The sequence below is a fragment of the Jiangella alba genome (assembly GCF_900106035.1).
Lineage (GTDB): Bacteria > Actinomycetota > Actinomycetes > Jiangellales > Jiangellaceae > Jiangella > Jiangella alba.
This window is the reverse complement of record NZ_FNUC01000003.1, coordinates 3,214,332-3,237,040: the sequence shown is the minus strand read 5'-3', so window position 1 is coordinate 3,237,040 and position 22,709 is coordinate 3,214,332. Positions and strand designations below refer to the sequence as shown.

Here is a 22,709-nt window from a genome sequence, read left to right as displayed (position 1 = left end):
TCAGAACTGCGCCTTCTTCTCCCAGTCCGGGTCGAACCCGGTGCCCTCGGCCGCCATCAGCCGCATGTCGTGCCAGCACTCCGACAGCAGCACAGCCGGCACCTCCCCCACGGTGATCGGCACCGACCGCCCCTCGGCTGGCTGGCGCACGAAGTGGAGCCCCGTCAGCGCGACCAGCCGATTCTCCTCCGGCAGCGGGTTCCCCGTGAAGTCGACGATCGCTGTGATCCCGAGCGTGGGGAACCGCTTGGTGTAGGTCGTGAACCAGCCACCGTCCTCCGCCGGTCCGCGCGTCCAACCGAGCTTCAGCGCCTTGCCCCGCAGGGCGAATGTCATCAGCAGGTGGCCCCTGAAGTCGGTGATCTCCTTCTGGGTGCGCATCCGGTCGGTCACCGCGTGCACGCCCCGCCCGAGCTGCTCGAACAGCGGTGTGACCTCGTAGTCGGCCAGGTGCTCCGCCCAGGCCTGCGCCTGGTCCGGGGTCAGCAGCGTGTCGTGGGCGATCGCGACCTGCCCGCTCGCGGGCAGAGTGACTTCGTTGTCGTCGACGTCGGTGAGGCTGCCGTCGTCGAGTGGCCGGAACACCAGCATCTTCTGGTGCCCGTCGGGCTCGCCGTAGGGCCAGGCGACCCACACCAGCCGGCGGAGCGCGGGACCGACCACGGGGTGCGTCAGCAGGTAGCGGTTCCAGTCCTCCGCCGGCCAGGACCGCTGGGTGCACATCGCCTCGTACAACCGCGCCGTCTGGAGCGAGGCGATCGACTTGAGCTGTTTCTTGGCCGCGGTGAGCGCCTTCTTCGAGTCCTTGGCCTGGTCCGCATCGTCCGAGGCTCGCGGTGTGGGCAGCGCCTTGATGGTCTTGCCGTCAGGGTCGCGCAGCTCGACGGTCAGGTCCGGCAGCAGCCGTGCGGTGAACGTCCGGTCGCCGTACGGCAGGTCCAAGACGCCGTGCTCGTCGAAGCCGGCGGTCGGCATCGTGCGGTCGGCGAGCTCGTCAACGGTCCAGCCCTTGCGGTCGGCCAACGCCTGAGCCTGGCGAACGGCCTCGTCCTGGAAGCTCTTGGTCCGGAACCGGGACCCGATCGCGAGGACCACCTGGGTCGCCACGGGATCCTCGACCCACGCGAGCATGCCGATCAGCGCCTTACCCTGGCTGGCGCGCTGGCCATACCACTCGCGCAGGTATCGTTCGGCCGGCGCGACGACCTGGGCCCCGCCGCACGCAGCAACCACGGCCAGCAGCCCCTTGCTCGCCGTCGCCGACCCGGCGGGCTGACGCGCATAGCCGGGCAGCAACGCCGCGATGAGCTCGTCGACACTCATCCCGTAATAGGGACTGTCCGGCGAGCTGGTGAAACTGTGGTGCCAGCTCGACGCGTGCGCCGCCGCCTGCCGCTCCGCCTCGGCTGCGGTGATGGGTCTCAGGTCTTCGGCGATCCAGCCCGCCAGCATGTGAAGGGCCAGCTTCTCCCGGTCGTCCCGGTCGAACAGCTCGGCGAAGTGGCGCAGCACCGCGTTCGGCTCGGGGGACCTCGCCTTGACCGCTATCGCGCACAGCCACTGGACGACGGCACGCGGCACCGGCTGGCCCGACGACGCCCAGGTGACGGCCGGAACCGCGCCCCAGTCCAGCCACGACAACGAGGCCGGCATCCCCTTCGCGACGAACTTCTCCGCCGTGACCGTGGCTGCCGCCGGGTCGAGATACGTCTCGACGTCCTCACCCACTGCCACCAACCCCTCCAACAGGGCGCCGCGAACGACGTCCTGCCTCTCACCCTTCCAAGCCGCCTGCAGCTCAGGCAACACCACGGGGTCGGCGATCTCGGTCAGCCACCGAGCCGCCGCCAGCCGGGTCTCGCTCCTTCCGTCCCCGAGCGCGGTCGCGGCCCGTACCGCCCGGTTCGGGTCCCGCGCGAGGGCCGCCTGTGCAGGAGCGCGGTCGGCCTTCTTCGGTCCGACCGCCAGGGCGTACAGATGATCGATCACCCGGGCCGGCGGCGCCGGCAGTGTCGCAAGCGCCACGAACACGGCGTGCTCGTCCACGTTCCAACGCGGTCCCGAGACCGGGTTCTCGGAGAGCAGCCAGTCCAGGTTGGCGGCCACGAACGTCCAGACCTGCTCGTCGGGCCAGGCACGTCCCAGCCTCGTGCCGTGCGCCGAGCAGTATGACCTCCAGATCGCCGCCCGGCCGTAGACGCCGACCTGGTCCAGCATCCGTTGGAGAGTCAAGAGATCCGGACCGCCAGTGCGCGCGTGCACGCCCTCGAGCGCGTCGAGCGCCCGCGAGTCGAGAGCATCGTTGGCGACCAGAAGGTGCAGCCCGGCCAGCAGCTTGACCGCGGTGACCGCGTCGAGCCGGTCGCGAGCGATCTCGAATACCGGCTGGACCACATGCCCACCCAGGACCTCCACCACTGCGTCGTCCTGGACCGACGGTGGCGCGCTGGCCGCCAGGAACCGGGCCAGCGCCTTGGTGTCGGCCGAGGACGGCGGGCTGAGTTCCTTAGCCCCACGGAACCGCGGGTGGGTCTGCAGGCTTTGCCGGTGTACACGGATCTGGTCGTTGTGCCGACCCACGGCGGCTGTGATCGCCTCGGTGACCTGCGTGGCCAGCGCGTCGGCCTCGGCCCGCGGAAGGCCCCATGACTGCAGCTCCTCCGGTTCCGGTAGCTCCAGCTGGCCCTCGGCGGGCGCGGACTCGGCCGCCTCCCATCGGGCGCCGACGGCACGCACGGTCGCGGCACGGTCGGCTCGAGCGGTCTCCAGCGCCCAGCCAAGCTGCTCAGGCATCGCGGCGAGCAGGTCGATTGCGTGGCCACGCTGGTCCGGCTTCGCCTCGACTGCCAGCCTCCGCAATGGCGCCACCGCAGCGTCGGGGACCCGCGCCAGAACCCCGCGTGCCGCCTCTCTCACCTGAGTGCTGGACGCGGTCGCCGCCTCCGCCAACGGCTCGGTGAACGCCTCGAGCTGCGCGGCGGATAACGCAGCGCCGATTACCTGGGCTACGCGGACCCGCGAATCCACCGAGCCCGTCGTCAGAATTGCCGAGGCCAACGTCCGGTGTTCGACCAGCGCCTCGGCATACCCCGGCAGTCGGGCCAGCATCTTCGCCGGATTCGGCGCGTAGCGGGCGTACTGAGGGAGCTCGAGCGTCGCCCGGATCAGATCGGCAGGATCTGCTCCGTCCACGGCCGCCGCGCGCGCCAGGTCGGCGAACGTGATCGGTAATGGGGCGTTGGGCGCCGCTGCATCGTCGGCCTGGGTGAGCATCAGCTCGAACCAGTTGCCGCCGCCGACCTGCCCCATGGACAGTCCCCACGATGCCCCTCCACGCACGGCGTCCAGGATCCGGCCGTAGCGGCGCAGGACTGCGGCGTCCACGTCAACGACGTTGGCGTAGAGCTCCCCGAAGGGTCGCCGGCGCCGATCCAGATATGTGGCGCGGCCTCCGTTTCCCGCTCCCGTCAACGCCGTGATGGGGCTGCCCGTGAGCACGTAGCTGACGCGTGCCTTTCCGTCCTGATCACGCCCAAAGACGGCCTCCAGCGCCTCGGCGAACGTGCGGGACCCCGACGCGCGACGTCCCTTCCGGAAGAGGGTCATCCCGTGTCTCCATCCCAGCCGCTCGAGTGACCGGTGCCACCGCAGCCGGCGCGGCGAGCGTATCCGCCACCCCTGACACGCGTCCACGACAGGCATCCCCGCGGTGCTGCGCGTGTGGGGCGTCTGGGCGATCACCGCCGGGCTCGTCCAACTCGTCGTTGCCACCGGGCCGGTACCGGCCCGGTGGCCAGTGGGCCATGATCCTCAGCGGCGGAATATCGGTCCTGGCCGGCGCGAGCTTCGCCCTCATGGCCGACGGTCCGAACGCGAAGCTGACCTCGATTGCGGGATACGCGACGCTCGGCGGCGTCTTCTTCCTCATCTCCGCGCTTCGCCTGGGCCGCGTCGCGAAGAAGGACCACTGAGATGACCGCGACCACCTTCGAGGTTGTGGTCATCGGCGCGGGCCCGGTCGGCGAGGACGTCGCCGACCGGGCCCGCCCGATCGTCATAGTGCTGTAGCAGCGCCAAGCGGGGCGGAGCCGGCTCGGCACCGATGACCTCTGACCCTCGGGTCCCCGAGCAGGGTGACCCAAGGCGGTTGACCCGCGCACCGATGAACTCGGCCACGACCACAGCCCGGCCTCAGTAGCCACCACACTGGTTCCGCGACGGCCGACGTCCCGTTTCTCGTCTGCGCGTGGGTCTCCACGGCCCAAAACCTTCCCCGCACGCTCTGCCAGCTTCCCGACTGGTCATCGGGTGGCTGATCCCTTCTGGATAGACCAAGGCCCTGGAGCGATCCGGGGCCTTGGAATCTCTCTCGAGCGACCAGACGGCTCCGTTCTACGCGCGCAGCTTCTCGAGCGGCTCGACGGCAGCGACACGGCGGCGGTCACGCTCATGACCGGCCTGGGCACGGACGAGCTCGACGACCTAGGCGGCGTCGTCGAGTAGTTCACAGTGACTCGCGTCCTAACCCAACGCGCGTCGTATCGCGTGACCGCCGACACAGCGCTCGAATGTGTCGCGGCGGGATTCGGCGGCGTACGCACCGAGCAGACCTGGCTATACCCGAGAGACGCCCAGTCCCTACAGCGACGACTCGGAATGTGAGGCCCGGGACCGACAGTCGCCCCACCCGAAGTCACCGCACTCCCCGAGAGCCCGGCCGTCGGGCCGGGCTCCGGGGGTGTCGAGTGTGTCGCGACTCGAAACCCGTGTCACCGGATGATGGGTACGCCTACAGGCGCTCGCCACCGGTGGCGTCGATGATCTGAACCGTGATCCACCGGGCGTCGTGGGAGGCGAGAAGAGCGACGACGTCGGCGACGTCGGCAGCGGCCGCCGACGCGGCGGAGGGCGCGCAACGCGACGCCGCCGGCCATGGCCTCGGAGTGGCCGCGCAACCAGCCGGCGTTCATGTCGGTGTCGGTGGTCGGGACGAACGGCGTTGACAGTGATGCCGCGTGGGCCGAGGTGCTGGGCGAAGCGGATGTAGGAGCTGCGGGGCCGCTTCTTCGGCTCGGGTGTCACGGCTCCCTCGCGGGACAGGACGCGGTGGATCGTGACGCGTGACAGGCGCACGCCGTGGTGGTGTTCCGGATGCCAGGCGATGGTCTCGGCGCCTGAGTCGAGGCCGGCGTCGGACAGCTTCTTGCGCAGGGTCAGGACCTGCTCGACGACGGCGGCCGGGGTGGCGGCAGGTGAGGTGTTGGGGCGTCGGGAACGCGGGGGGAACGCGGCCTCGCCTCCGCTCGGTAGCGGGCGACGAGGTCGTAGACCCACGAGCGGGCCACGGCGTACTCGGCAGCGACTTGGGCGACGAGACGGCCTTCGATGGCGACGGCGGTGATGACCAGGCGGGCCGTTGACATGCGCCCCGCACCATCAGCCGCCGCCGGCGTCTTGCCGTACACGCGACCGCCGTTGTCCAACTGCGCGGCGCTCGGATGTATCGACCGTCCTGGCCCTGCAGCGTGCTCGCGCGCCCGATTGCGGTCGCCAGGATGGTGCCACTGCTGGAGTCGCCGGCATTGCTCTCGATTGAGACGGCGCCACCTTGTGATCCATCGCTTACCCATCGCAAACAACCCGTACCGACACTCAGAGACCCGATACAGTCGGAAAGCGAGAACCGACCGGTTCCCAGCTAAGAGCAGGGGATCCGCAAGCTTACGAGATGACCGTAAATCCGCTCTGACCAGCGGTTTTATCCAGGGGGTCGCAGGTTCAAATCCTGTCAGCCCGACCATGTGATCAGCCCTCGTTGACACAGGTCAGCGGGGGTTTTCTCTTGTGGCACCACCTCCCTTCAAGATCGTCAGCTTAGGTCGGCGGGGACCAGATGGGGACCACCACGCCGAGAACGACTCCCCGGCGGCCTTCAAGGCCGACAGGTCCGGGTGTAGGTAGCGCGAGGTCACGTCGGGGGACTGGTGGCCGGCGACCTTCTGCAAGACGTCGAGCGGGATCCCGGCGTCGGCCATCCACGTCAGCGCGGTGTGCCGCAGGCCGTGACGGACGAGCGTCGGATGACCGAGGCGCGTCACCAGCTCGTCCCAGCGAGTCGCATCGCGCAGGGTCGCCGTCGTGATCACCCCGCCGCGTGGACCGTAGAGCAGTCGATCATCGGACTTCCGGTCCGCCATCAGCCGCTCTAGTGTCGGCACCAGCGGTTCGATGATCGGCACCTTCCGCCGCCGCCGGCCTTTGGTGCGCTTGCGAACGAGGCCGCCTCGACCGGGGTAGAGCTGCCACTCGACCCTGATGATCCCGTTCGACCAGTCGACGTAGCGCGCTTCCAAGCCGGATGCTTCGCTGATCCGCATCGCCGTGGTGGCGAGCATGGTCACCATGTCGCCCCAACACTGATGCCGCCCGGCCTTGGCCACTTCGGCTACCAGCTCTTCGAGTGCGGCGACGTCGGGCAGCGCGTAGTCGCGTGGGTTCGGTGCTTCCTCTTCATCGTTGCCGGTTCGACGGCCGACGGCGGTTCGGCGGGCGCGGTCGTCGGCCGGGTTGCGGTCGATCAGCCCGGCCGTGATCATGTTCACCGGCAGATGCCCGAGGGCCGGGATCACCCGCAGCCGGAGGCCGGACGAGTACCCGTCGAACGTCGAAGTCTTGTCGATCTGCCGTGCCCACCGATCACCGATGGCCTCGACGTACTGAGCCAACGTCTGACCAGGGTCCAGCCCGGTCGACGCCGCCCGCGTCATCCGGTCGACCCAGGTGATCTGGCTCCTGGCGAACGCGACAGCCGAACCCGTGGAAGCCATCGTCGACGGTGAGCCGGTGACGGTCCCGGCACGGGAGATCGTGGTCATGACCCGTTGAGCCCACCCGGTACGGGGGAGGAAGGTGTTCTGCGTCTGGGGCATCGGAGCACGCCGGGCGCCCTTGGCCGAGGCTGCGGTCAGGACCCGCTGTCCAGCCCGACCTGAGCGGGCCGGGTCGCGATCTCCACGCGGGGGTACTCGTCCGGATTGTCGGGGGCGAGGTGGGCGTAGACATGGGTATCCGTCGCCGTCCAGCCGACGATCCCGGGCAGGTTCGGGCCTGGCCACGGGCGGGTGCCGTAGATCGCGTCGCCGTGGGCGGCGAGCCAATCGCCGAGGCCGCGCAGCGGGTTCAGCTGCTCGTCGGGGATGGTGCCGTCGGCGCGCGGGCCGACGTTGAGCAGGAGGTTGCCGCCGCGGGTGACGACGTCGACGAGGCGGTGTGCGAGCTGTGCTCCGGTGAGGTGGTGCTCCGCGGTCTCGTTGGCGTTGTATCCGAAGGAGAGGCCGATGCCGCGGATGTGTTCCCACGGCCGTCCGGTGCTCTCGCGATCGGTGAGTGCGGAGTACTCGCTGGTGAGGAAGTCAGCCCAGCCTGCTTCCCACCGGTCGTTGACGACGCCGTCGGGGACGGTGTCGTAGTAGCGGCGGAACACGTCCGGCAGGTCGGGTTTGCCGGCGTCGGGCCAGTTGATGTCGTTCCAGAGAACGTCGGGCCGGTACCGCTCGATGAGGTCCTCGAGCTGGCGTCGTGCGTAGGCAGCGTAGCCGGCGTCGACGGGCCGGTGGCTGTCGAGGTGCGCCGCTCGGCTGATGGGTGGCAGGTCGCTCTGGTGCCAGTCCAGCCCGCCGGAGTAGTAGGTGCCGAACCGCATCCCGGCGTCGCGCACCGCACCGGCCAGGTCGCCGACGAGGTCGCGGCGCGGGCCGCGGGCGACGCTGTTGTACCCGCCGCTGCCCGGCGCGTCCCAGAGGCAGATGCCGTCGTGGTGCTTGGTGACGAGGACGACGTAGCGGGCGCCGATGCCGGCGAACAGCGAAGCCCAGCCGGCCGGGTCGAACCGCTCCGCCCGCCAGGCGTCGAGGAACGCCTCGTAGGGCGCGTCGCCGTAGGTGCGGGCGCGATGCAGCGCCGCCGGGCTGCCGGGGATCCGGGTGGTGTTGGCATACCACTCGGCGTAGGGGGAGTGGACCATGAACTCGTCGTGGTCGACGGCGCCCAGTTCCCCGATCGGCGTCGCCCACGCCGGCACCGAGTAGGCGCCCCAGTGCACGAAGATGCCGAACTTGGCGTCCGGGAACCAGCCGGGGATCTCGCGGTCGAACGTCATCGAGACCTCACCCCTTCAGCGCGCCGGCGTTGCCGGCGCTGTCGAGGAACTGCCGCTGGAACACCAGGAACAGACCGACCGGGATGACGACGGCGATGAACAGCGCCGCCATCTGGACGTTGAGCGGGAAGCTGTCGGCCACCTTCGGCAACGCGACGGAGATCGGCTGCTTGCCGGGGTCGGGCAGGACGAGGAGCGGCCACAGGTAGTCCTTCCACGCAGCGACGATCGTCAGCAGCGACACGACACCCAGGATCGGCCGCGACATGGGCAGCACGATGCTGAACAACACCCTGACCGGGCCGGCGCCGTCGATGCGGGCCGCCTCGTACAGCTCAGCCGGGATCTGGTCGAAGAACCGCTTGACGATGAGGACGAGGAACGCGCTGGCCGCGTGCGGCAGCCACACCGCCCAATACGTGTCCAGCAGCCGCCAGCCGGGGCCGGGCAGCTCCAGCACCGTCAGGTACAGCGGCACCAACGACACGATGTTCGGGATGAACAGCGTCGCGAGGACCGCGGCCGACAGCAGCCCGCCCCACTTCGGCCGCAGCACGCTGAGCACGTACGCGCCGGTGACGCAGGTGACGAGCGTCGCCACCCAGGAACCGAGCACCACCCACGCGGTGTTGAGCAGGTAGTCGCCGACTCTGACGTCGGTCCAGGCGCGGGCCAGGTTGCCGACCTGGAACTCGCCGTTGAACAGCATGCCGAACGGGTCGGCGAGGATCTCCTGGGTGCTGGAGACCGCGGCCTTGAACAACCACAGCAACGGTCCCAGGCAGGCCACCAGCAGCCCGATCAGGATCAGCGCCTGGGTGAGACCCAGCCAGAGCCGCACCCGCGGGTTCTTGCGGTCCGCGGACGAGATCGCGCCGCGCTCGTAGCTCCGCGGCGACATCAGTTCAGCCTCCGGGTGGCGGCGAAGTACACGGCGGAGACCACGCCCAGGAACAGCGCGAGCAGGACGGACAGCGCGGTGGCCGCGCCGTAGTCGCCCTCGATGAACGCGTACTCGTAGATCATCAGCAGGATGGTCGTCGACGCGTTGTTCGGTCCGCCGCCGGTGAACACGAACGGCTCGGTGAACACCTGCATCGTGTTGATGACCTGCAACAGCAGCATCACCAGCACGACGCCGCGAATCTGCGGCAGCGTGATGTGCCAGGTGCGGCGGACGATGCCGGCGCCGTCGATCTCGGCCGCCTCGTAGAGCTCCCGCCGCACCGCCGTCAGCGCGGCGAGGTAGATGATCGTCGTGCTGCCGAAGTACGCCCAGGTCGCCTCCACGACGATCGCCGGCAGCACGGTGCCGGCCGAGTTCAGCCAGGCGAACGGGCCGGCGCCGAACCAGCCGAGGACGGTGTTGAACAGGCCGGTCGGCTCCGGGCTGTAGAAGAACTTCCACAGCAGCACGGCCACCACCGGCGGGATGATCACCGGCAGGTACGCCAGCACGCTGTACAGGCGCCGGGCGCCGCGCAGCTCGGCCATGAACGTCGCCAGCAGCAGCGGCACCGGGAACCCGATCAGCAGCGACAGCACGGCGAAGAGGATCGTGTTGCCGATCGCCTTGGGCAGCAGCGGATCGCTGAGCACGTAGCTGAAGTTGCTCCAGCCGACGAACTCGGCGGGGTCGACGAGGTTGGTGCGCTGCACCGACATCGCGACGCCGTCGAGGATCGGCCACCACGAGAAGTACCCGAAGATGAACAGCAGCGGGAGCGCGAAGGCGATCTTCGTGAGCCCGCCGCGGGCCACCCACGACCGCAGTGTGCCGCGCCGCGAGGGCTGGGGCCGCGGCGGTGCCGCGGCCTCCAGCGCGGCGGGCGCCGTCACCGTCACCGGCCCAGCAGCCGATCGACCGCGGTCGCCGCCTCGCCCAGCACGGTGCCGACGTCGGCGCTCTCCTCGGTGAGCACCTGCTGGACGACGACGTCCAGCTGGCTGTAGACCTCCTGCGCCTTCACCGCCGGCTCGGGCTGCAGGGTCTGCTCGCCGAACGCCTGGATGTAGGTGTCGAAGTTGGCGATCGGCACGTTCAGGTACGGCGCGATCCACTCGAAGTACTGGTCGTACGCATCCTGGCTCACCGCCGGGCGCTCCGGGACGGTGACCGCCTGACCGGCCGCGGCGCCGGCCTCGGCCTGGGTGACCGCGACCGTCTCGTCGGTGAACTGGCCGAGGTAGAAGAAGTCGATCCACTTCACCGCCGCGACCCGTTCCTCGGGCGTCGCGTCGGGGCTCACGACCTGGATGACGCCACCGGTGAGGGCGGTCGGGTCGGCGTGGCCGCCGACAGGCATCGGGCCCATGCCGAAGCTCTCGGCGGGCATCTCGTTGCGGATCACGGCCGGTCGGTAGAGCCCGGAGAAGCCGATGAACATGCCGACCCGGCCGGCCGCGAAGTCCTCCACCAGTCCGGCGGCGTTGTAGAGGAAGTTGCTGCCCATGGACTGGTCCTCCCAGCGCATGGCATGCAGCAGCTCCAGGTAGTCGGTCGCCGGCTGGTCGTCGAAGGTCGCCTCGGTGCCGTCCTCGTTCTCGATCGTGCCGCCGAAGCTGTAGACACCGGCGGCCAGCATCCAGCCGCCCTGGCCCTCCGTCGTCATGGTGGCGAACCCGGTGGCGCCGGTCGCCTCGGTGATCTGCCGGGCCGCCACGCGAACGTCGTCCCAGGTCCGCGGCGGGTCGTCCGGGTCGAGGCCGGCCTGGACGAACAGGTCGCGGTTGTAGATGAGGCCCAGCGCCTGGGCCGCGGTCGGGACGGCGTAGACACCGCCGTCGTCGGAGCTGACCAGTTCGACGAGGTTCGGGTCGAGGTCGGCTGTCAGCCCGGCGAGGTCCATGGCCTGGGACAGCTCGGCGATCTGGCCACGCTCGGCGAGCGAGTTCGCCTCGGTGAACGGCACCGCGAGCACGTCCGGCAGATCGCCGGCGGCGACCTTGGCCTGGAACGTCTGCACGTCCCAGAGCTCCTCGCTGGCCTCGACGGTGATGTTCGGGTTGGCCGCCGTGAACGCCTCGACCTGGCCCTCGAAGAACTCCCGTTCCTCGGGCTCACTGGCCGGCGGCAGGTCGCCGACGGTGATGGTGACGTCGGCGTCCAGATCGACGCTTTCGTCGGCGGCCGGCCGGGTGGGATCGTCCTGGCCGTCGCCGCCGCAGGCCGCGACGCCGAGCGTCAGCGCGAGCAGGACGGCGAGTGTGGACGAGCGCTTCGTTGCGGTTCGCATGGCTCACTCCTTGTCAGGTCCCCAGCGGGGGAGCAGTGTGGCTGATCAGTGGTGCGGCGCAGGCCATGACGTGCTCGGCCATCCCGCGCAGGCGGTCGTGCGCCCGGTCGCGGATCGCCGCGGTCTCCGCGCGCGCGGCCACGGGATCGTCGAGGATCCGCTGCAGCGCGGTGACCACCGGGACCGGCCCGTCGCCGATCTCGGTGCTGCGGTGCGGGACGCCGAGATCGGCGTACATCCGGCCCTTGAGCGTGTCGGTGGGCTGCCTGACGTAGACGGCGGGCGTCCCTTGGCTCATGGCCATGAGCGGTGAATGGCACTCGAGGCTGACGACGGCCTCGGCGTCACGGTAGACCGTCATCGCCTCCGGGGCGGACCAGAACCGGTCCAGCACCCGTACGTACGGGCGCACGTCGGCCGGCAGGGCGTCGCCGAAGTGCTCCTCGGCCAGCTCGACGGCGTAGGACATCTCCGGCGCGACGAGCACCGGGTGGCCGGTCCGCCGGACATAGGCGACGACCGCCGCGGCGAGGACACCGAGGTCGTGGCCGGCCCAGAGGTCGTTGTAGGCGGTGCGGCGGGCGTCGAGCAGCGTGGGTGCCTCGCCGCGGATCCGGTGGTACGGCGTCCACCGCAGCCGCGGTACGGCGCACAGATACGCGCCGTCGGCCAGCCCGTGGCGGGCCTTGGTCCTGGCCGCCGCCTCCTCGTCCAGCAGATCGAACGCGACGGTGGCGTCCGGGCCGAACGCGACCGCCGGGCCGGTCAGGCCGAGCGAGCGCAGGAACACTTCGGTGATCGAGTCGCGGCAGTAGACGAACGCGGCGCCGTCGAGCACGGCCAGCTGGTGGTCGTCGATGCCGCCGCGGCCGAGTGAGCGCACCATGGTCTCGATCTCGTCGAGGGTCCCGGTGAACATGGGGTTGAGCGGGTCGACGGAGACGCCGAAGAGGCCGTACGGCTTGCCCGTCGCCGCCCAGACCCGCAGGTCGTCGGCGCGGACCAGGCTCGGCCCGGACCCGTGCACCAGCACGTCCGCCGCGTCGAGGGCGGCCGCCAGTTCGGGGGTGGTCGCCGAGCCGTCCGGCCGGAGGTCGCCGTCGACGATGTCCAGGTCTGGGAACGCGGCGGCGAGCATGGCCCGTTCGCGCGCTCCGATGGCCACCGGCCAGAGCGCCAGCCGCGCCTCCGGCGCGTACCGGGCCAGCGCCCGCAGCGCGCCGGGGGTGTGCGCGACGTCGCCGATGTTCGGCGTCTGCCAGGACGATCGCAGCAGGATCGTGGGTCCGTTCGTGGCCGGGTCGGTCACCGGGGCTCCTTCTCGGTCGCTGATGCCACGTTGCATCAAACGCCCAGCGGTGCTCCGCTGTCAACAGGGGAATGGCGATCAGGTGGTCTCGCGTCGCAGCAGTTCTGGTGGCGGCGAGGCCAGGACCTGCGACGGGATGGTCTCGCCCTCGATCGCCCGAGCGAGCAGCGTCGTGCCGACGTGGCCGAGTTCGTACATCGGCATCCGGACCGCGCTGATCCTGGGCGCGACATCGGCCAGGACGTCGATGTCGTGGATGGCGACGACGGCGAGGTCGTCCGGCACCCGCAGGCCGGCGGTGATGGCGCCGCCGACCACGCCGACGGAGGTGGTGGCGTTGTTGACGACGAGCGCCGTCGGCCGGTCGCGCAGCGCCACGATCCGCTCGACGGCGTCGCGCCCGGCGCTGGCGGCGAAGTCGGACTCGATGACGTCGTCGTCGCGTGGCTCGATGCCCGCCGCGCGCAGGGCCTGGCGGTAGCCGTCGAGACGGCGCAGGTTGATGTGGCGGAAGCCCTTGCGCGGCCGGAACGTGGCATGCGGACCCAGCCAGCCGCCGAGGAAGCCGATGCGGGTGTGCCCGCGTTCCAGCAGATGCTCGGTGGCGACGCGCGCGGCGGCGGCGTCGTCGATGGCCAGCCAGGGCGTCGTGCGGTCGTCCACTTCGTCGAGCACGAGGACCGGCGCCTCGCGGCGCAGCATCGACCGGACCCCGGCGGAGTCGAGATCGGCGCTGGGCCGCAGGATCGTGCCGTCGACCTGCCCGTGGCCGAGGATGCGCTCCAGCATGCGCGAGCCGTCGACCAGCCGCATGGCCTCGGCCAGCATGATCACGTAGCCGCGCTCCTCGGCGGCGTCGTGGATGCCGTCGAGCATGGGCGTAAAGACCGGGTTGCTCAACTTCGGCGCGACGACGGCGAGGACGCCGGAACGCGCGGTGCGCAGCGAGCGCGCGGCGAAGTTCGTCGTGTAGCCGAGCTCCTCGACCTTCGCGAGGACGACCGCACGGGTGGCCTCGCTCACGCGGACGTGCCGGCTGCCGTGCAGGACGGCCGACACCACGGTCGGCGAGACTCCGGCGGCCGCCGCGATCTCCTTGACGGTCACCATTGCGCGAATCCTATGTGTCGCGACGCCTTCTTGACACGAACTGGTCCTGGTGCCAGCCTGATGCAGCGTTGCATCAGAACTCGACGAGGAGGATTGATGGACCCGAACGACACGTCCGCCACACCGGGCGGCAGCCTCACCCGGCGCACGCTCATGGGCCTCGGCGCGTCCGCCGTGACGGGACTGGTGCTCGGCTCGCACACCGGGACGGCGGCGGCCGCGGGCCCGGCTGCCGCGGTGGGCGGCCCGCTCGCCCCCGTCGCGCCGTACGACCCGGCGACCCTGGTGCGCGGTCAGTTCGCTGCGGAGGAGCAGCGGCTGGCCAGATTCCTGGTGACGCTGCCCGACCTCGCCAACAAGATGGACCTCGAGAACGAGGAGACCTACGGCTGGTTCAACGGCGGCTACTGGCGCACGCCGCTCGTCCCGTACAACGCGAACATCCAGCAGAGCGTCTACACGCTGACCTGGTTCTACACCCAGCAGCGCGAGTGGAATCCCTACTATCTGGACCCCGCGCTGCGCGACCGCATCTACGCGGGCATTCGGTTCTACCTCTCCCTGCAGGGCCCGGATGGCTGGTTCCCGGCGTGGAGCTACGTCGACCGCAACCGTGACGTCACCGCGTACGCGCTGGTGTTCCTGGGCGAGACCGCGCTGCTGCTGGAGAGCGTGGGCTGGGCCGACGACCTCCGCTCCGAGGTGCTGGCGGCGCTGGAACGCGCCGCCGACTACATGCTCGACCCGGCGAACGAGGACGTCTGGACCATCGGCCCGGAGTTCTCCAACCAGGTGATCCCGGCGCTGATGGGCGTCTGGATGCTGCGCGATCTGCTGCCGCGGCGCATCATGCGTGCCTACGAGGATCGCTTGACCTACTACGTCGAGAACGCCCAGAGCGACGGCGCGGGCCACCTCTACGAGGCCGCCGCATTCGACGCCCACTACTCGCTCTACGTCACACCGCGGATGCTCGCGCGGCTCTACGAGCTCAACGGCGACGAGCGGCTCAAGCAGATGCAGCTGAAGCATTTCGACTGGTGCCGCTTCAACTACCTGTGGGAGCCCGACGGCGCCGGCTTCACCGTCAACGGCATCTCCACGCGGCTGTCCATGCGCTCGCTGCCCGCCGTCCGCACCACCGACGAGAGCAGCTATCCCGACCTGCTGAACGTGTGGGCGCCCGACAGCCCCATCGCGGTCGCGCTGAACTGGCACCGCGAACACGTCGAAGGGCTCCGTTCGACGTGGGCGGCCGCGACCGAGCCGCTCGTGCCGATGGGCAACCCCGTCGACCCGATGAACATCTGGTACTCCGAGCAGCGGGTGCAGAACTTCGCCACCTACGACGAGCGCATGCGGGCGATCCGCTCCTTCCCGTACTTCGGCCGCCCGTTCGTCGAGGCCCGCAGCGACACCCGCTACGACCAGCACTACCTGTTCGTCAACCGGCAGGGCTACTACTTCGGCAGCCACCACGGGAACATCCCGCGGGGCAGCACCGTGCCGAAGGGGCCGTCGTTCTTCTACCACCACACGACCGGCGCCTTCGTCGCGACGCAGATGGCCTCCGACAGCGTGTGGTCCACCCGGCTGTCGCGCGACTTCGTCGACTCCGAGTCGCGGATGTTCAAGATCCGCGGGGACGTCCGCCAGGCAGTGCCGTTCGACTACACGTACTACGCCTACAAGCCCAGCGGCGGTTCGGTCGCGAAGACGTTCCACTGCCTGCCGAACAAACTCGCCATCGACATCGAGACCAACGAGTCCTCGTTCGTGGAACGGGTTCCGCTGGTCATCGCCCCCGGCGACGACGTGACGTGGCTGGTGGCCGGCGGCGGCGCGGCGCCGGTGGAGAACGGCGTCGCCGCCCAGGCCGTCGGGATCAGGGTCGCACGAGCCGGCGGAACGTTCGAGCTGCGTCTCGAGGCACCGTTGCGGATCACGCTCACCGCGTCGGCCACCAAGCTGTTCAGTGGAGCGCAGCAGCGCACGATCCACGATCTCGACATCGCCTCCACGGCATCGGCACTGAGCTACAGCCTGCAAATCAGGCGGCGATAGCAGCGGAGCGGCAGATGGGCGGGGCATACGAGGACCCTCAGTCCTCGTGCGCCCTGGTCAGGCCGAACGAGCCGCTCGCCTTCGGCCGGCATGCCGACGACGTCGGTCATGAACAGCTCGACCATCGCGCTGTGCCAGGAGGCCGAGGTCGCCCGGCTGCTCGCCCTCGTGCCCGGCGTGCCGACACCGTGCAGGACGAGCAGCACCGGGTGACCCTCCTCGACCCGGAGGGCAACGAATCAGCTAGACGGTCGACGGACCTGGTTCGCGTGCGGCGACGGCACCGGCTGGAACGAGCGGATCGATGAACGGCCGCGGCCCGCCGTGCAGCAGCCGGGTGAGGAACAGCCCGATGCCGGCCGCGCCGGTGGCGTAGTCGTTGGAGATCTTGTCCAGTGACCGGCTCGGCCAGGCCGTCCCCTGCGGCTTCGCGACGGCGAACCACGAGATCGTCTCCGCCACATCCAGCGCCCAGCCGGCATAGTGCGGCTCGCCCGTGGCCAGCGACAGGTCGAGCATCAGCTCGCCGACGCCGGACAGCCCGTCGAAGAGGCCCGGGCTGACGGTGAACTTCACGTAGGCATCGGTGCAGATCCGCGCCGCCAGCGCCGCGTAGTGCTCGTCGCGGGTGGCCGCGAAGAAGCGGACGACGACACTGCCCACACCCGCGCTTCCGTGCAGCCAGTAGGGGCGCAGCATGTCGTCGCCCTCGAACCGGTGCCACAGCCAGCCCAGGTCCGTCTCCACCCGCGCGTCGAGATCGAACGCCAGGCCGCGCGCCGCGGCGACCAGGTAGTCGTCCAGGCCGGTGGCCTGGTAGAGGCGCAGGAGGTAGAGGGCGACGCCGCTCGCGCCGTAGCCGAGCCCGTAGTGGACCCGATCGTCAACGCCGCACCGCCAAGCGGTTCCGTCACCGCGCGGGACGCCCGTCTCGATCAGGTGGTTCCCGGCCCGGACGGCCCAGTCCAGGTACGTCTGCTCGCCCGTGACGGCGTACAACTGGAGGTCGGTGAGTCCCCAGCCGGCGGCACCGACGGCGATGCCGGGATCGGTGAAGAGCAACGGCGAGCGTCGCTGCTCACGCAGAACGCGTGCCGCCTCGTCGACCAGACCGAGTTCGGCGAACGTGGACGCGACGCCGGCGAGCCCGAAGAACAGGCCGGGCGGGTAGGAGTCCGAGCTGATCTCCTGCGCCAGCATCCAGTCGACGACCGGCCCCGGGACGGTCGCCGTGGCCCGGCTCAGGAGCAGGGCCGGCCCGCAGGCGCCGTAGGCGACGTTCAGCGGATTGGTGGAGTAGACGGCGGCGTCGGCCGGCCAGAGGCGATCCGCCCGGTGCGGTTGAGCGGTCGCCAGCACGTAGTCGATGGTCTCGTCGCGCAGTGCGGCGAACGCGTTCACCGGATCGCCGGTCATGTCGCGACCTCGTCGCGCCACTCGCGCAGCAGCGTCCGGGCCGCCTGGGCCTCACCATCGGAGAGCAGCAGGATGAGCCGCCGGACCTGTTCGGGCACGCCGAGTTCGACGAACCGGTCGAGGAACCGTCGCATGGCTTCGGGGTCGAGCGCGAAGAGCGGGTTCACCGGCACGACCGCGTGGTAGAGCACCATGGCGGCGGCGTAGAGGTCGTCGTGCGGACCGAGTCCGCCGCGCTGCTCGCGGCCCGGCGCGGCGAACCCCGGTGTGCGCCAGGCTGCCGCGAACCCGCGCATCTCCGGTCCGTCGTCGGCCGTGATCGCGCTCTCGAAGTCGATCAGACCCAGCCGCCGGCCGGCGTCGTCGATCAGGACGTTCGCAGGCGACAGGTCGCCGATGAGCACGCCCCGCTCGTGCACCGTGAGCACCATCGCGACGAGTCGTTCCGCCACGTGCCGGAACTGCGGCAGCCAACGGGCCAAGCGCTGCGGCCGGCGGATGTAGGGCGCCAGGATGATCTCGTTCCGTGCCCAGTAGCCGCGTAGGTCCTGGCCGGGCAGCCGCTGCTCGGCGAGGAACGTGTGCCCGCTGTCCTCGAACAGTTCGACGGCCGCGGGGACGAATGGCAGGCCGGCGAGCCGCCGCAGGACGGCGTGTTCCCGGCGCAGCAGGTCGACGGCGTCCCAGGTGGTGTCGCCGATGCTCCACTGATGTGTGCAGGGGCGGGCCTCCTTGAGGATCACCGGCGTCCCCGTGGTCGTGTCGGTGCCGGCGTAGACGCCGCCCGCGTTCGAGAAGCTGACGGCCGACTGGATGGAGTACCGGCCGTTCAGGGTGAGCGAGGAGTCGACGTCGATCTCGCCGCTGCCGCCGAACGGGTCCTCGATCCAGCCGGGCAGCCGGAAGTAGGGCCGCCGGTCGTCCGGTTCGTACTCGCCGCTCGGCGACACCAGGCACGGCGTGTGGGTGCCGTCGAGGTTGACCCGCCTGGGCGAGGCGAACCCGCCATAGCGGTAATGGACGATCGAGCTGCCCTTGTACGGCCGATCGGACAGGATGCGCGGTCCGGCCAGCTTCGCCGTCCGGGTGGCCTGGTGCAGCCGCTCGATCAGGTCCCGGAACGTGTCGTCGTCCGGCGGGTAGATCGTCATGAACTTGCCCGATCCGCCGCGGGACTGCCGCTTGGAGTTCAGGATCTGCACGATCACGGGATCACCCGCGACCTTGAAGTCGACCTGCCGCTCGGCGCAGATCGGCACGGCGACGTCGAGGACGGCCGAGGCGGTCTGCGGCACGGCGGACAGGTGGATCTTGAAACCCTGTTGCCGCTGCGTCGTGTCCGGGGCCTTCTCAGGCGCGGCGTACAGCCAGACGTCGTGGCGGCTGATCAGCCACGTGTCCGGGAGCAGTTGCGCGAGGTGGTCGCGGTACTCCTGCGTCGGCGGGCGCGTGGCCAGCGGCTCGAAGAAGTACGGGTGCCAGAAGAACTGCGGCGCGCGCATCGCGAGAGCGGTGTTCTGTTGTGGATGCCGGGCGCGCTACGGCTACTGCGGTGCGACCTCGGGCTCGGCACGCATGACGGCGCAGTGGTTGCTGAACGTGCTGTTGCCGCAGTGATCGGAGACACCGCTGTTGGCGAACCCCCTGCCGCCCTCGGCGTCGGCGGAGACGTTCATGCGCTGTAGTCCCAGCAACTGCTCGAGCCTGTCCAGGCGAGCGCTGAGGTCGTTGTCTGCCATGATCAAACCCCCCGTTGACATGATCGACAATTCGATCGTAGGCCTGGGACAGGGGGTTGACAATACGGTTGCGGCCGTGGGTCACAACGAATCCAGCCCAGGCGCGATGTCTGGCGTCGGGGGATGGTCTGGAACCCTGCGGCGAAGGCGGCCTGACCCGCCGAAGTCGCCCCGGCGAGCGGAGGTCTCGAAGCATCGCTGAGCCGCTTCACCGTGGCTCAGGCAGGACTTGGGATTCGACGCCCGAGATCGTGTGCGATCGCCGTGACGATCTTGCTCGTGAGACTGGGGCAGGCTGGGTACGACGGCGCCGGGCGGCTGGGTTCGGCGTCCGTCGGCCGCTCCGCTCTCCGCCGAGCCTGCCGAGAGTGATGCCTGGCCACGTGGGCGGGAACACGCATAGTTGTTGCAGATGGTTCAGTTAAAGCAGATAGGGTGGCGAGATGACAGAGATGCTCGCTCGCGACGTCGAGGCGGTCCACCGTGCTCTGGACGCCGGCGGCGACGACGTGCAGGTGTCGCTTTCGCGTGAGACCGCTGAGTTGCTGGCGCGCGTCGTTGACGCGCGTGCTCGTGGTCAGCAGGTTCTCGTGACCCGTGGGCATGCTGAGGTCACGCCGAGCGAGGCAGCCGAACTGCTGGGGATGTCGCGGCCACAGGTCCGCAAGCTGATGGACCAGGGCGTCCTCGACTTCCGCAAGGTTGGTGCCCACCACCGCATCCGGGTCTCCTCGATCCGGGCGTTCCTCGATGCCGAGCGTCCCCGGCGTCAGGCAGCCCTGGAGGATCTGGCCGATCTTCAGGATGAGCTGGGCCTCACGGAGTGACCGAAGGGGATCTCGACCTGCCCGGCACGGTCCGGGTCGTCCTGGTCGACGCCAACGTCCTCGCGCGTCCTGCGTGACTACCTGCTCTACGCCGCTGATGAGGAGATCATCGCCATCGCGTGGAGCCGGGAGATCCTGAGCGAGGTCACCGAACATCTGGTGGCGAATGTCGCTGGCTTCACCATCGAGTCCGGTGTGCGCCTTGTGGCTGCGATGAACCGTGCGTTCCCCTATGCCGAGGTCGAGCCGACACCCGGGGATCACGAGCGACTGTCCGAGCTGGCGCTGCCTGACGAGGACGACCGTCATGTGATCGCCGCTGCCGTCGCTGCAGAGGCCACGGTCCTGTGCACGGCGAACACGAATGACTTCCCGGACGACGTGGCGGGGCCGCTCGGATTCGAGGTGATGACGCCCGAAGCGCTGTTGAGCGTTCTGATCGCCGAGTACCCGGTCCAGCTGCTTGCCGTACACGCGACCGCCGTTGCCCGGCTGCGCGGCGCCACGGACGCATCGACCATCGCGGCGCTGGAGCGTGCCGGTGCCCCCATAGCGGCCGCCAGGATGACACCTCTGCTGGAGTCGGCCGGCGTGGCCCTCGACTGAGACGGTGCCCCACCTGCTCCATCTCCTACCCATCGCAACAACCCGGATCGCCCCCCGACAACGCGGAGCCGCGGCATCCTCGACGCCGGGGGAGCGGCGTGCCATGCTCGGCCGGTGTGCACCCATGGGCGGACGACGCCGTTCGTCGCGAGGGACTGGCGAGAGATCGAGCAGTTCCTCGACGAATCCGTGGGCAGCACGCCGGGGTTCGGCCATCTCACGGACATCGTGCGCAGCGTCATCGCATCGGGACGGTCCGAGGCGTTGGCCGGCTGCACCTCGATGCACGACATCCTCGTCGTGCCGCGCCCGGTTCCGGAACCACCGTACGGCGTCGTGGTGGTGCGGGCGCCCAGCTCGCTCCGCCGTGCTCCGCGCGCCGGGAACGTGGTCATCGAGGAGCAGTCGGTGACCGGTCACGACGACATCGTCGAGCGCCCGGCCGCGGAGGCCGTCCCGCTGTTCTGGCGTTTCATGATCGAGAAGTTCGGCATCGCTCCCGCTTGACCTTGACACGGTGACAAGCCGTCCACTGGGTCGAGGAGGTGGTCGTGATGACCGTGGCGCGGCAGAGCGCTGGACTGGTGGAGGCGCTGGCGCACCCGCGTGCGTCGGTGCGGTTGCGGGCGGCGCTCGCGGCGGGCAGCCGGCCCGACGCGGACCAGGTCGGGACGCTCGTGGAGCGGTGCGGCGTCGAGGCGGACTTCTATGTGCGCGACATGCTGACGTGGGCGCTGACCCGGCACCCGGCGAGCGTCACCGTGCCGCGGCTGGTCGAGGAGCTGGGCTCGGACGTCGCGCAGGGGCGGAGCCAGGCGCTGCACACGCTGTCCAAGATCGGCGACGGCAGGGCGTGGCGGGCGATCACCCGGTCGCTGCTGTCCGACACCGACGAGGAGGTGGCGCGCAGCGCCTGGCGGGCCGCCGTCGTGCTGGTGCCGGACGGGGAGCGGGGCGCGCTGGCCGCGCGGCTGGCCACGCAGCTCGGACGGGGCGGGCGGGACCTGCAGCTGAGCCTGAGCCGGGCCCTGATCGCGCTCGGCGACGCCGCGCCGCCGGTGCTGGCCGCGGCGAGCAGGAACACGGCGCCCGAAGTGCGTGCGCACGCCATCGCCACCGAGCGGCTGTGGCACGATCCGGACACGGGCTTCGAGGCGGCCATCGACGAGGCGAAGCGGGTCGTCGCGCTCGGTCCGGAGAGGGAGGAGGCCCTGAGGCGTGCTGATCGGTGAGGTGGCCCGCAGGTCCGGCGTCAGCGCGCGCATGCTCCGGCACTACGACGCGCTGGGGCTGGTGCGGCCGACGGGGCGGAGCGTGGGTGGGTACCGGGAGTACTCCGGCGACGACATCCGGCGCATCCTGCACGTCGAGAGCCTCCGTTCGCTGGGCCTGACGCTGCGCGAGGTCGGCCGCGCCCTGGACGACCCGGAGTTCGACCCGTCCGGCATCGTCGAGGAGCTGATCCGGCAGACGGAGGAGCGCATCGGCCGCGAGCGGGAGCTGCTCACCCGGCTGCGCCACCTCGACGCCGCCGAGCCGGCCGACTGGGAGGCGGCGCTGGGGGTCGTCGCGCTGCTGCAGGGGCTGGGCTCCGAGAGCGCGCGCGTCCGGCAGCGCGCCGCCCTGGCCGCGGCCGGTGGCACGACGACCGCCGGCGGCGCGGCCGCGCCCGTCGAACTGCTGGTCGAGGCGGCGCTCGCCGAGACCGACCCCAACGTCGCCGGCGCGCTGCGGTGGGCGCTGCGCCGATCCGGCGGCGACGGCCTCGCGGAACTGGCCGCCGGGCTCACCGCCGCCGACGCCGAGGTACGCGGGCGCGCCGTCGCGCTGATCGCGCAGATCCCGGACGACGAGGCGACGGCCCTGCTCGGCGACGCGCTCGCCGACCCCGACGTCGCCGTGCGCAGGTCCGTGGCGCTGGCGCTCGGCGCGCGGGGCGTCGCCGACGCGGTCCCGACGCTGGTCGCCATGGTGGTCGACGGCGTGAACGACGTCGACGCCGCGGACGCGCTGGGCACGCTGGCGCGCGACCGCGACCTGGCCGACCGCGTCGCCGCCGACCTCGTCGCCCAGCTCGACGACGCCACGACGCCGGTGCGGCAGCGCATCGTGCAGGCGCTGGCGGACCTCCCCGGCGACGCGGCCACCAGCGCGCTCGCCGACCTCGCCCGCAGCGACGAGCGATCGATCGCCCTGACCGCGGCCTACGTCCTCCAGCAGCGCACGTCGCGCACCGAGTAGGCG

General features: G+C 70.5%; 17 protein-coding genes and 2 pseudogenes. 7 read left to right on the top strand and 12 right to left on the bottom strand.

Going from position 1 to position 22,709, the window contains the following annotated elements; translation table 11 throughout:
* The gene (locus BLV02_RS17335) at window positions 1-3,606 is read right to left on the bottom strand and encodes a DUF4132 domain-containing protein (RefSeq protein WP_069114828.1); all 3,606 of its coding nucleotides are present in this window, start codon (window positions 3,604-3,606) and stop codon (window positions 1-3) included.
* A gap of 79 nt (window positions 3,607-3,685) precedes the next feature.
* Here BLV02_RS17335 and BLV02_RS38285 point away from each other — a divergent pair.
* Window positions 3,686-3,971 (top strand): annotated as a pseudogene (locus BLV02_RS38285) (DUF308 domain-containing protein); the annotation flags it as partial.
* 1,063 nt (window positions 3,972-5,034) lie between these two features.
* Here the strand turns inward: BLV02_RS38285 and BLV02_RS38585 are convergent.
* From BLV02_RS38585 to BLV02_RS17285, 8 genes and pseudogenes are all read right to left on the bottom strand, one after another.
* Window positions 5,035-5,423, bottom strand: a pseudogene (locus BLV02_RS38585) (helix-turn-helix domain-containing protein); the annotation flags it as partial.
* A 402-nt stretch (window positions 5,424-5,825) separates the two neighbouring features.
* Entirely contained in the window at window positions 5,826-6,875 is a 1,050-nt protein-coding gene (locus BLV02_RS17315; RefSeq protein ID WP_171906891.1) for a tyrosine-type recombinase/integrase, read from the bottom strand.
* 89 nt (window positions 6,876-6,964) lie between these two features.
* Window positions 6,965-8,158 carry an alpha-L-fucosidase gene (locus tag BLV02_RS17310; RefSeq protein ID WP_069114824.1) on the bottom strand — a complete coding sequence of 398 codons (1,194 nt, stop codon included), beginning with the start codon at window positions 8,156-8,158 and terminating at the stop codon, window positions 6,965-6,967.
* A gap of 7 nt (window positions 8,159-8,165) precedes the next feature.
* A complete protein-coding gene (locus tag BLV02_RS17305) occupies window positions 8,166-9,059 on the bottom strand; it encodes a carbohydrate ABC transporter permease (protein ID WP_069114823.1) in 894 nt (297 codons plus the stop codon).
* On the bottom strand, window positions 9,059-10,003 hold the full coding sequence (locus tag BLV02_RS17300) for a carbohydrate ABC transporter permease (protein ID WP_216094574.1): 945 nt from the start codon (window positions 10,001-10,003) through the stop codon (window positions 9,059-9,061). The genes BLV02_RS17305 and BLV02_RS17300 overlap by 1 nt, the downstream gene beginning before the upstream one ends.
* On the bottom strand, window positions 10,000-11,394 hold the full coding sequence (locus BLV02_RS17295; RefSeq protein WP_069114822.1) for an extracellular solute-binding protein: 1,395 nt from the start codon (window positions 11,392-11,394) through the stop codon (window positions 10,000-10,002). The genes BLV02_RS17300 and BLV02_RS17295 overlap by 4 nt, the downstream gene beginning before the upstream one ends.
* A 13-nt stretch (window positions 11,395-11,407) precedes the next feature.
* Complete coding sequence (locus tag BLV02_RS17290; RefSeq protein WP_069114821.1) at window positions 11,408-12,703, bottom strand: polysaccharide pyruvyl transferase family protein; 1,296 nt, start codon at window positions 12,701-12,703, stop codon at window positions 11,408-11,410.
* Between the two features lie 78 nt (window positions 12,704-12,781).
* The gene (locus BLV02_RS17285) at window positions 12,782-13,813 is read right to left on the bottom strand and encodes a LacI family DNA-binding transcriptional regulator (protein ID WP_069114820.1); all 1,032 of its coding nucleotides are present in this window, start codon (window positions 13,811-13,813) and stop codon (window positions 12,782-12,784) included.
* A gap of 96 nt (window positions 13,814-13,909) precedes the next feature.
* Between BLV02_RS17285 and BLV02_RS17280 the strand changes: the two genes are divergently transcribed.
* Entirely contained in the window at window positions 13,910-15,877 is a 1,968-nt protein-coding gene (locus BLV02_RS17280) for a hypothetical protein (protein WP_069114819.1), read from the top strand.
* Window positions 15,878-16,120: 243 nt separating this feature from the next.
* Here BLV02_RS17280 and BLV02_RS17275 read toward each other — a convergent pair whose 3' ends face one another.
* The 3 genes from BLV02_RS17275 to BLV02_RS17265 are packed head-to-tail and all read right to left on the bottom strand — an operon-like array spanning window position 16,121 to window position 19,032.
* Complete coding sequence (locus BLV02_RS17275; protein WP_069114818.1) at window positions 16,121-17,293, bottom strand: lanthionine synthetase C family protein; 1,173 nt, start codon at window positions 17,291-17,293, stop codon at window positions 16,121-16,123.
* Window positions 17,290-18,795 (bottom strand): class III lanthionine synthetase LanKC N-terminal domain-containing protein, encoded by a 1,506-nt coding sequence (locus BLV02_RS17270; protein WP_069114817.1) that lies wholly within the window; start codon window positions 18,793-18,795, stop codon window positions 17,290-17,292. The genes BLV02_RS17275 and BLV02_RS17270 overlap by 4 nt, the downstream gene beginning before the upstream one ends.
* Before the next feature lie 42 nt (window positions 18,796-18,837).
* Window positions 18,838-19,032, bottom strand: coding sequence for a hypothetical protein (locus BLV02_RS17265; RefSeq protein WP_141711862.1), 195 nt, complete (start codon window positions 19,030-19,032; stop codon window positions 18,838-18,840).
* Between the two features lie 443 nt (window positions 19,033-19,475).
* Here BLV02_RS17265 and BLV02_RS17260 point away from each other — a divergent pair, with 443 nt between their 5' ends.
* From BLV02_RS17260 to BLV02_RS17240, 5 genes are all read left to right on the top strand, one after another.
* The gene (locus BLV02_RS17260; RefSeq protein ID WP_083289194.1) at window positions 19,476-19,859 is read left to right on the top strand and encodes a helix-turn-helix domain-containing protein; all 384 of its coding nucleotides are present in this window, start codon (window positions 19,476-19,478) and stop codon (window positions 19,857-19,859) included.
* 9 nt (window positions 19,860-19,868) lie between these two features.
* Complete coding sequence (locus BLV02_RS17255; RefSeq protein ID WP_083289193.1) at window positions 19,869-20,465, top strand: PIN domain-containing protein; 597 nt, start codon at window positions 19,869-19,871, stop codon at window positions 20,463-20,465.
* A gap of 114 nt (window positions 20,466-20,579) precedes the next feature.
* The gene (locus tag BLV02_RS17250) at window positions 20,580-20,972 is read left to right on the top strand and encodes a hypothetical protein (RefSeq protein WP_069114814.1); all 393 of its coding nucleotides are present in this window, start codon (window positions 20,580-20,582) and stop codon (window positions 20,970-20,972) included.
* A gap of 47 nt (window positions 20,973-21,019) precedes the next feature.
* Window positions 21,020-21,697, top strand: a complete 678-nt coding sequence (locus tag BLV02_RS17245; protein WP_069114862.1) for a HEAT repeat domain-containing protein — start codon at window positions 21,020-21,022, stop codon at window positions 21,695-21,697.
* Window positions 21,684-22,706 carry a HEAT repeat domain-containing protein gene (locus tag BLV02_RS17240; RefSeq protein WP_069114813.1) on the top strand — a complete coding sequence of 341 codons (1,023 nt, stop codon included), beginning with the start codon at window positions 21,684-21,686 and terminating at the stop codon, window positions 22,704-22,706. The genes BLV02_RS17245 and BLV02_RS17240 overlap by 14 nt, the downstream gene beginning before the upstream one ends.
* The last annotated feature ends 3 nt before the right edge of the window (window positions 22,707-22,709 follow it).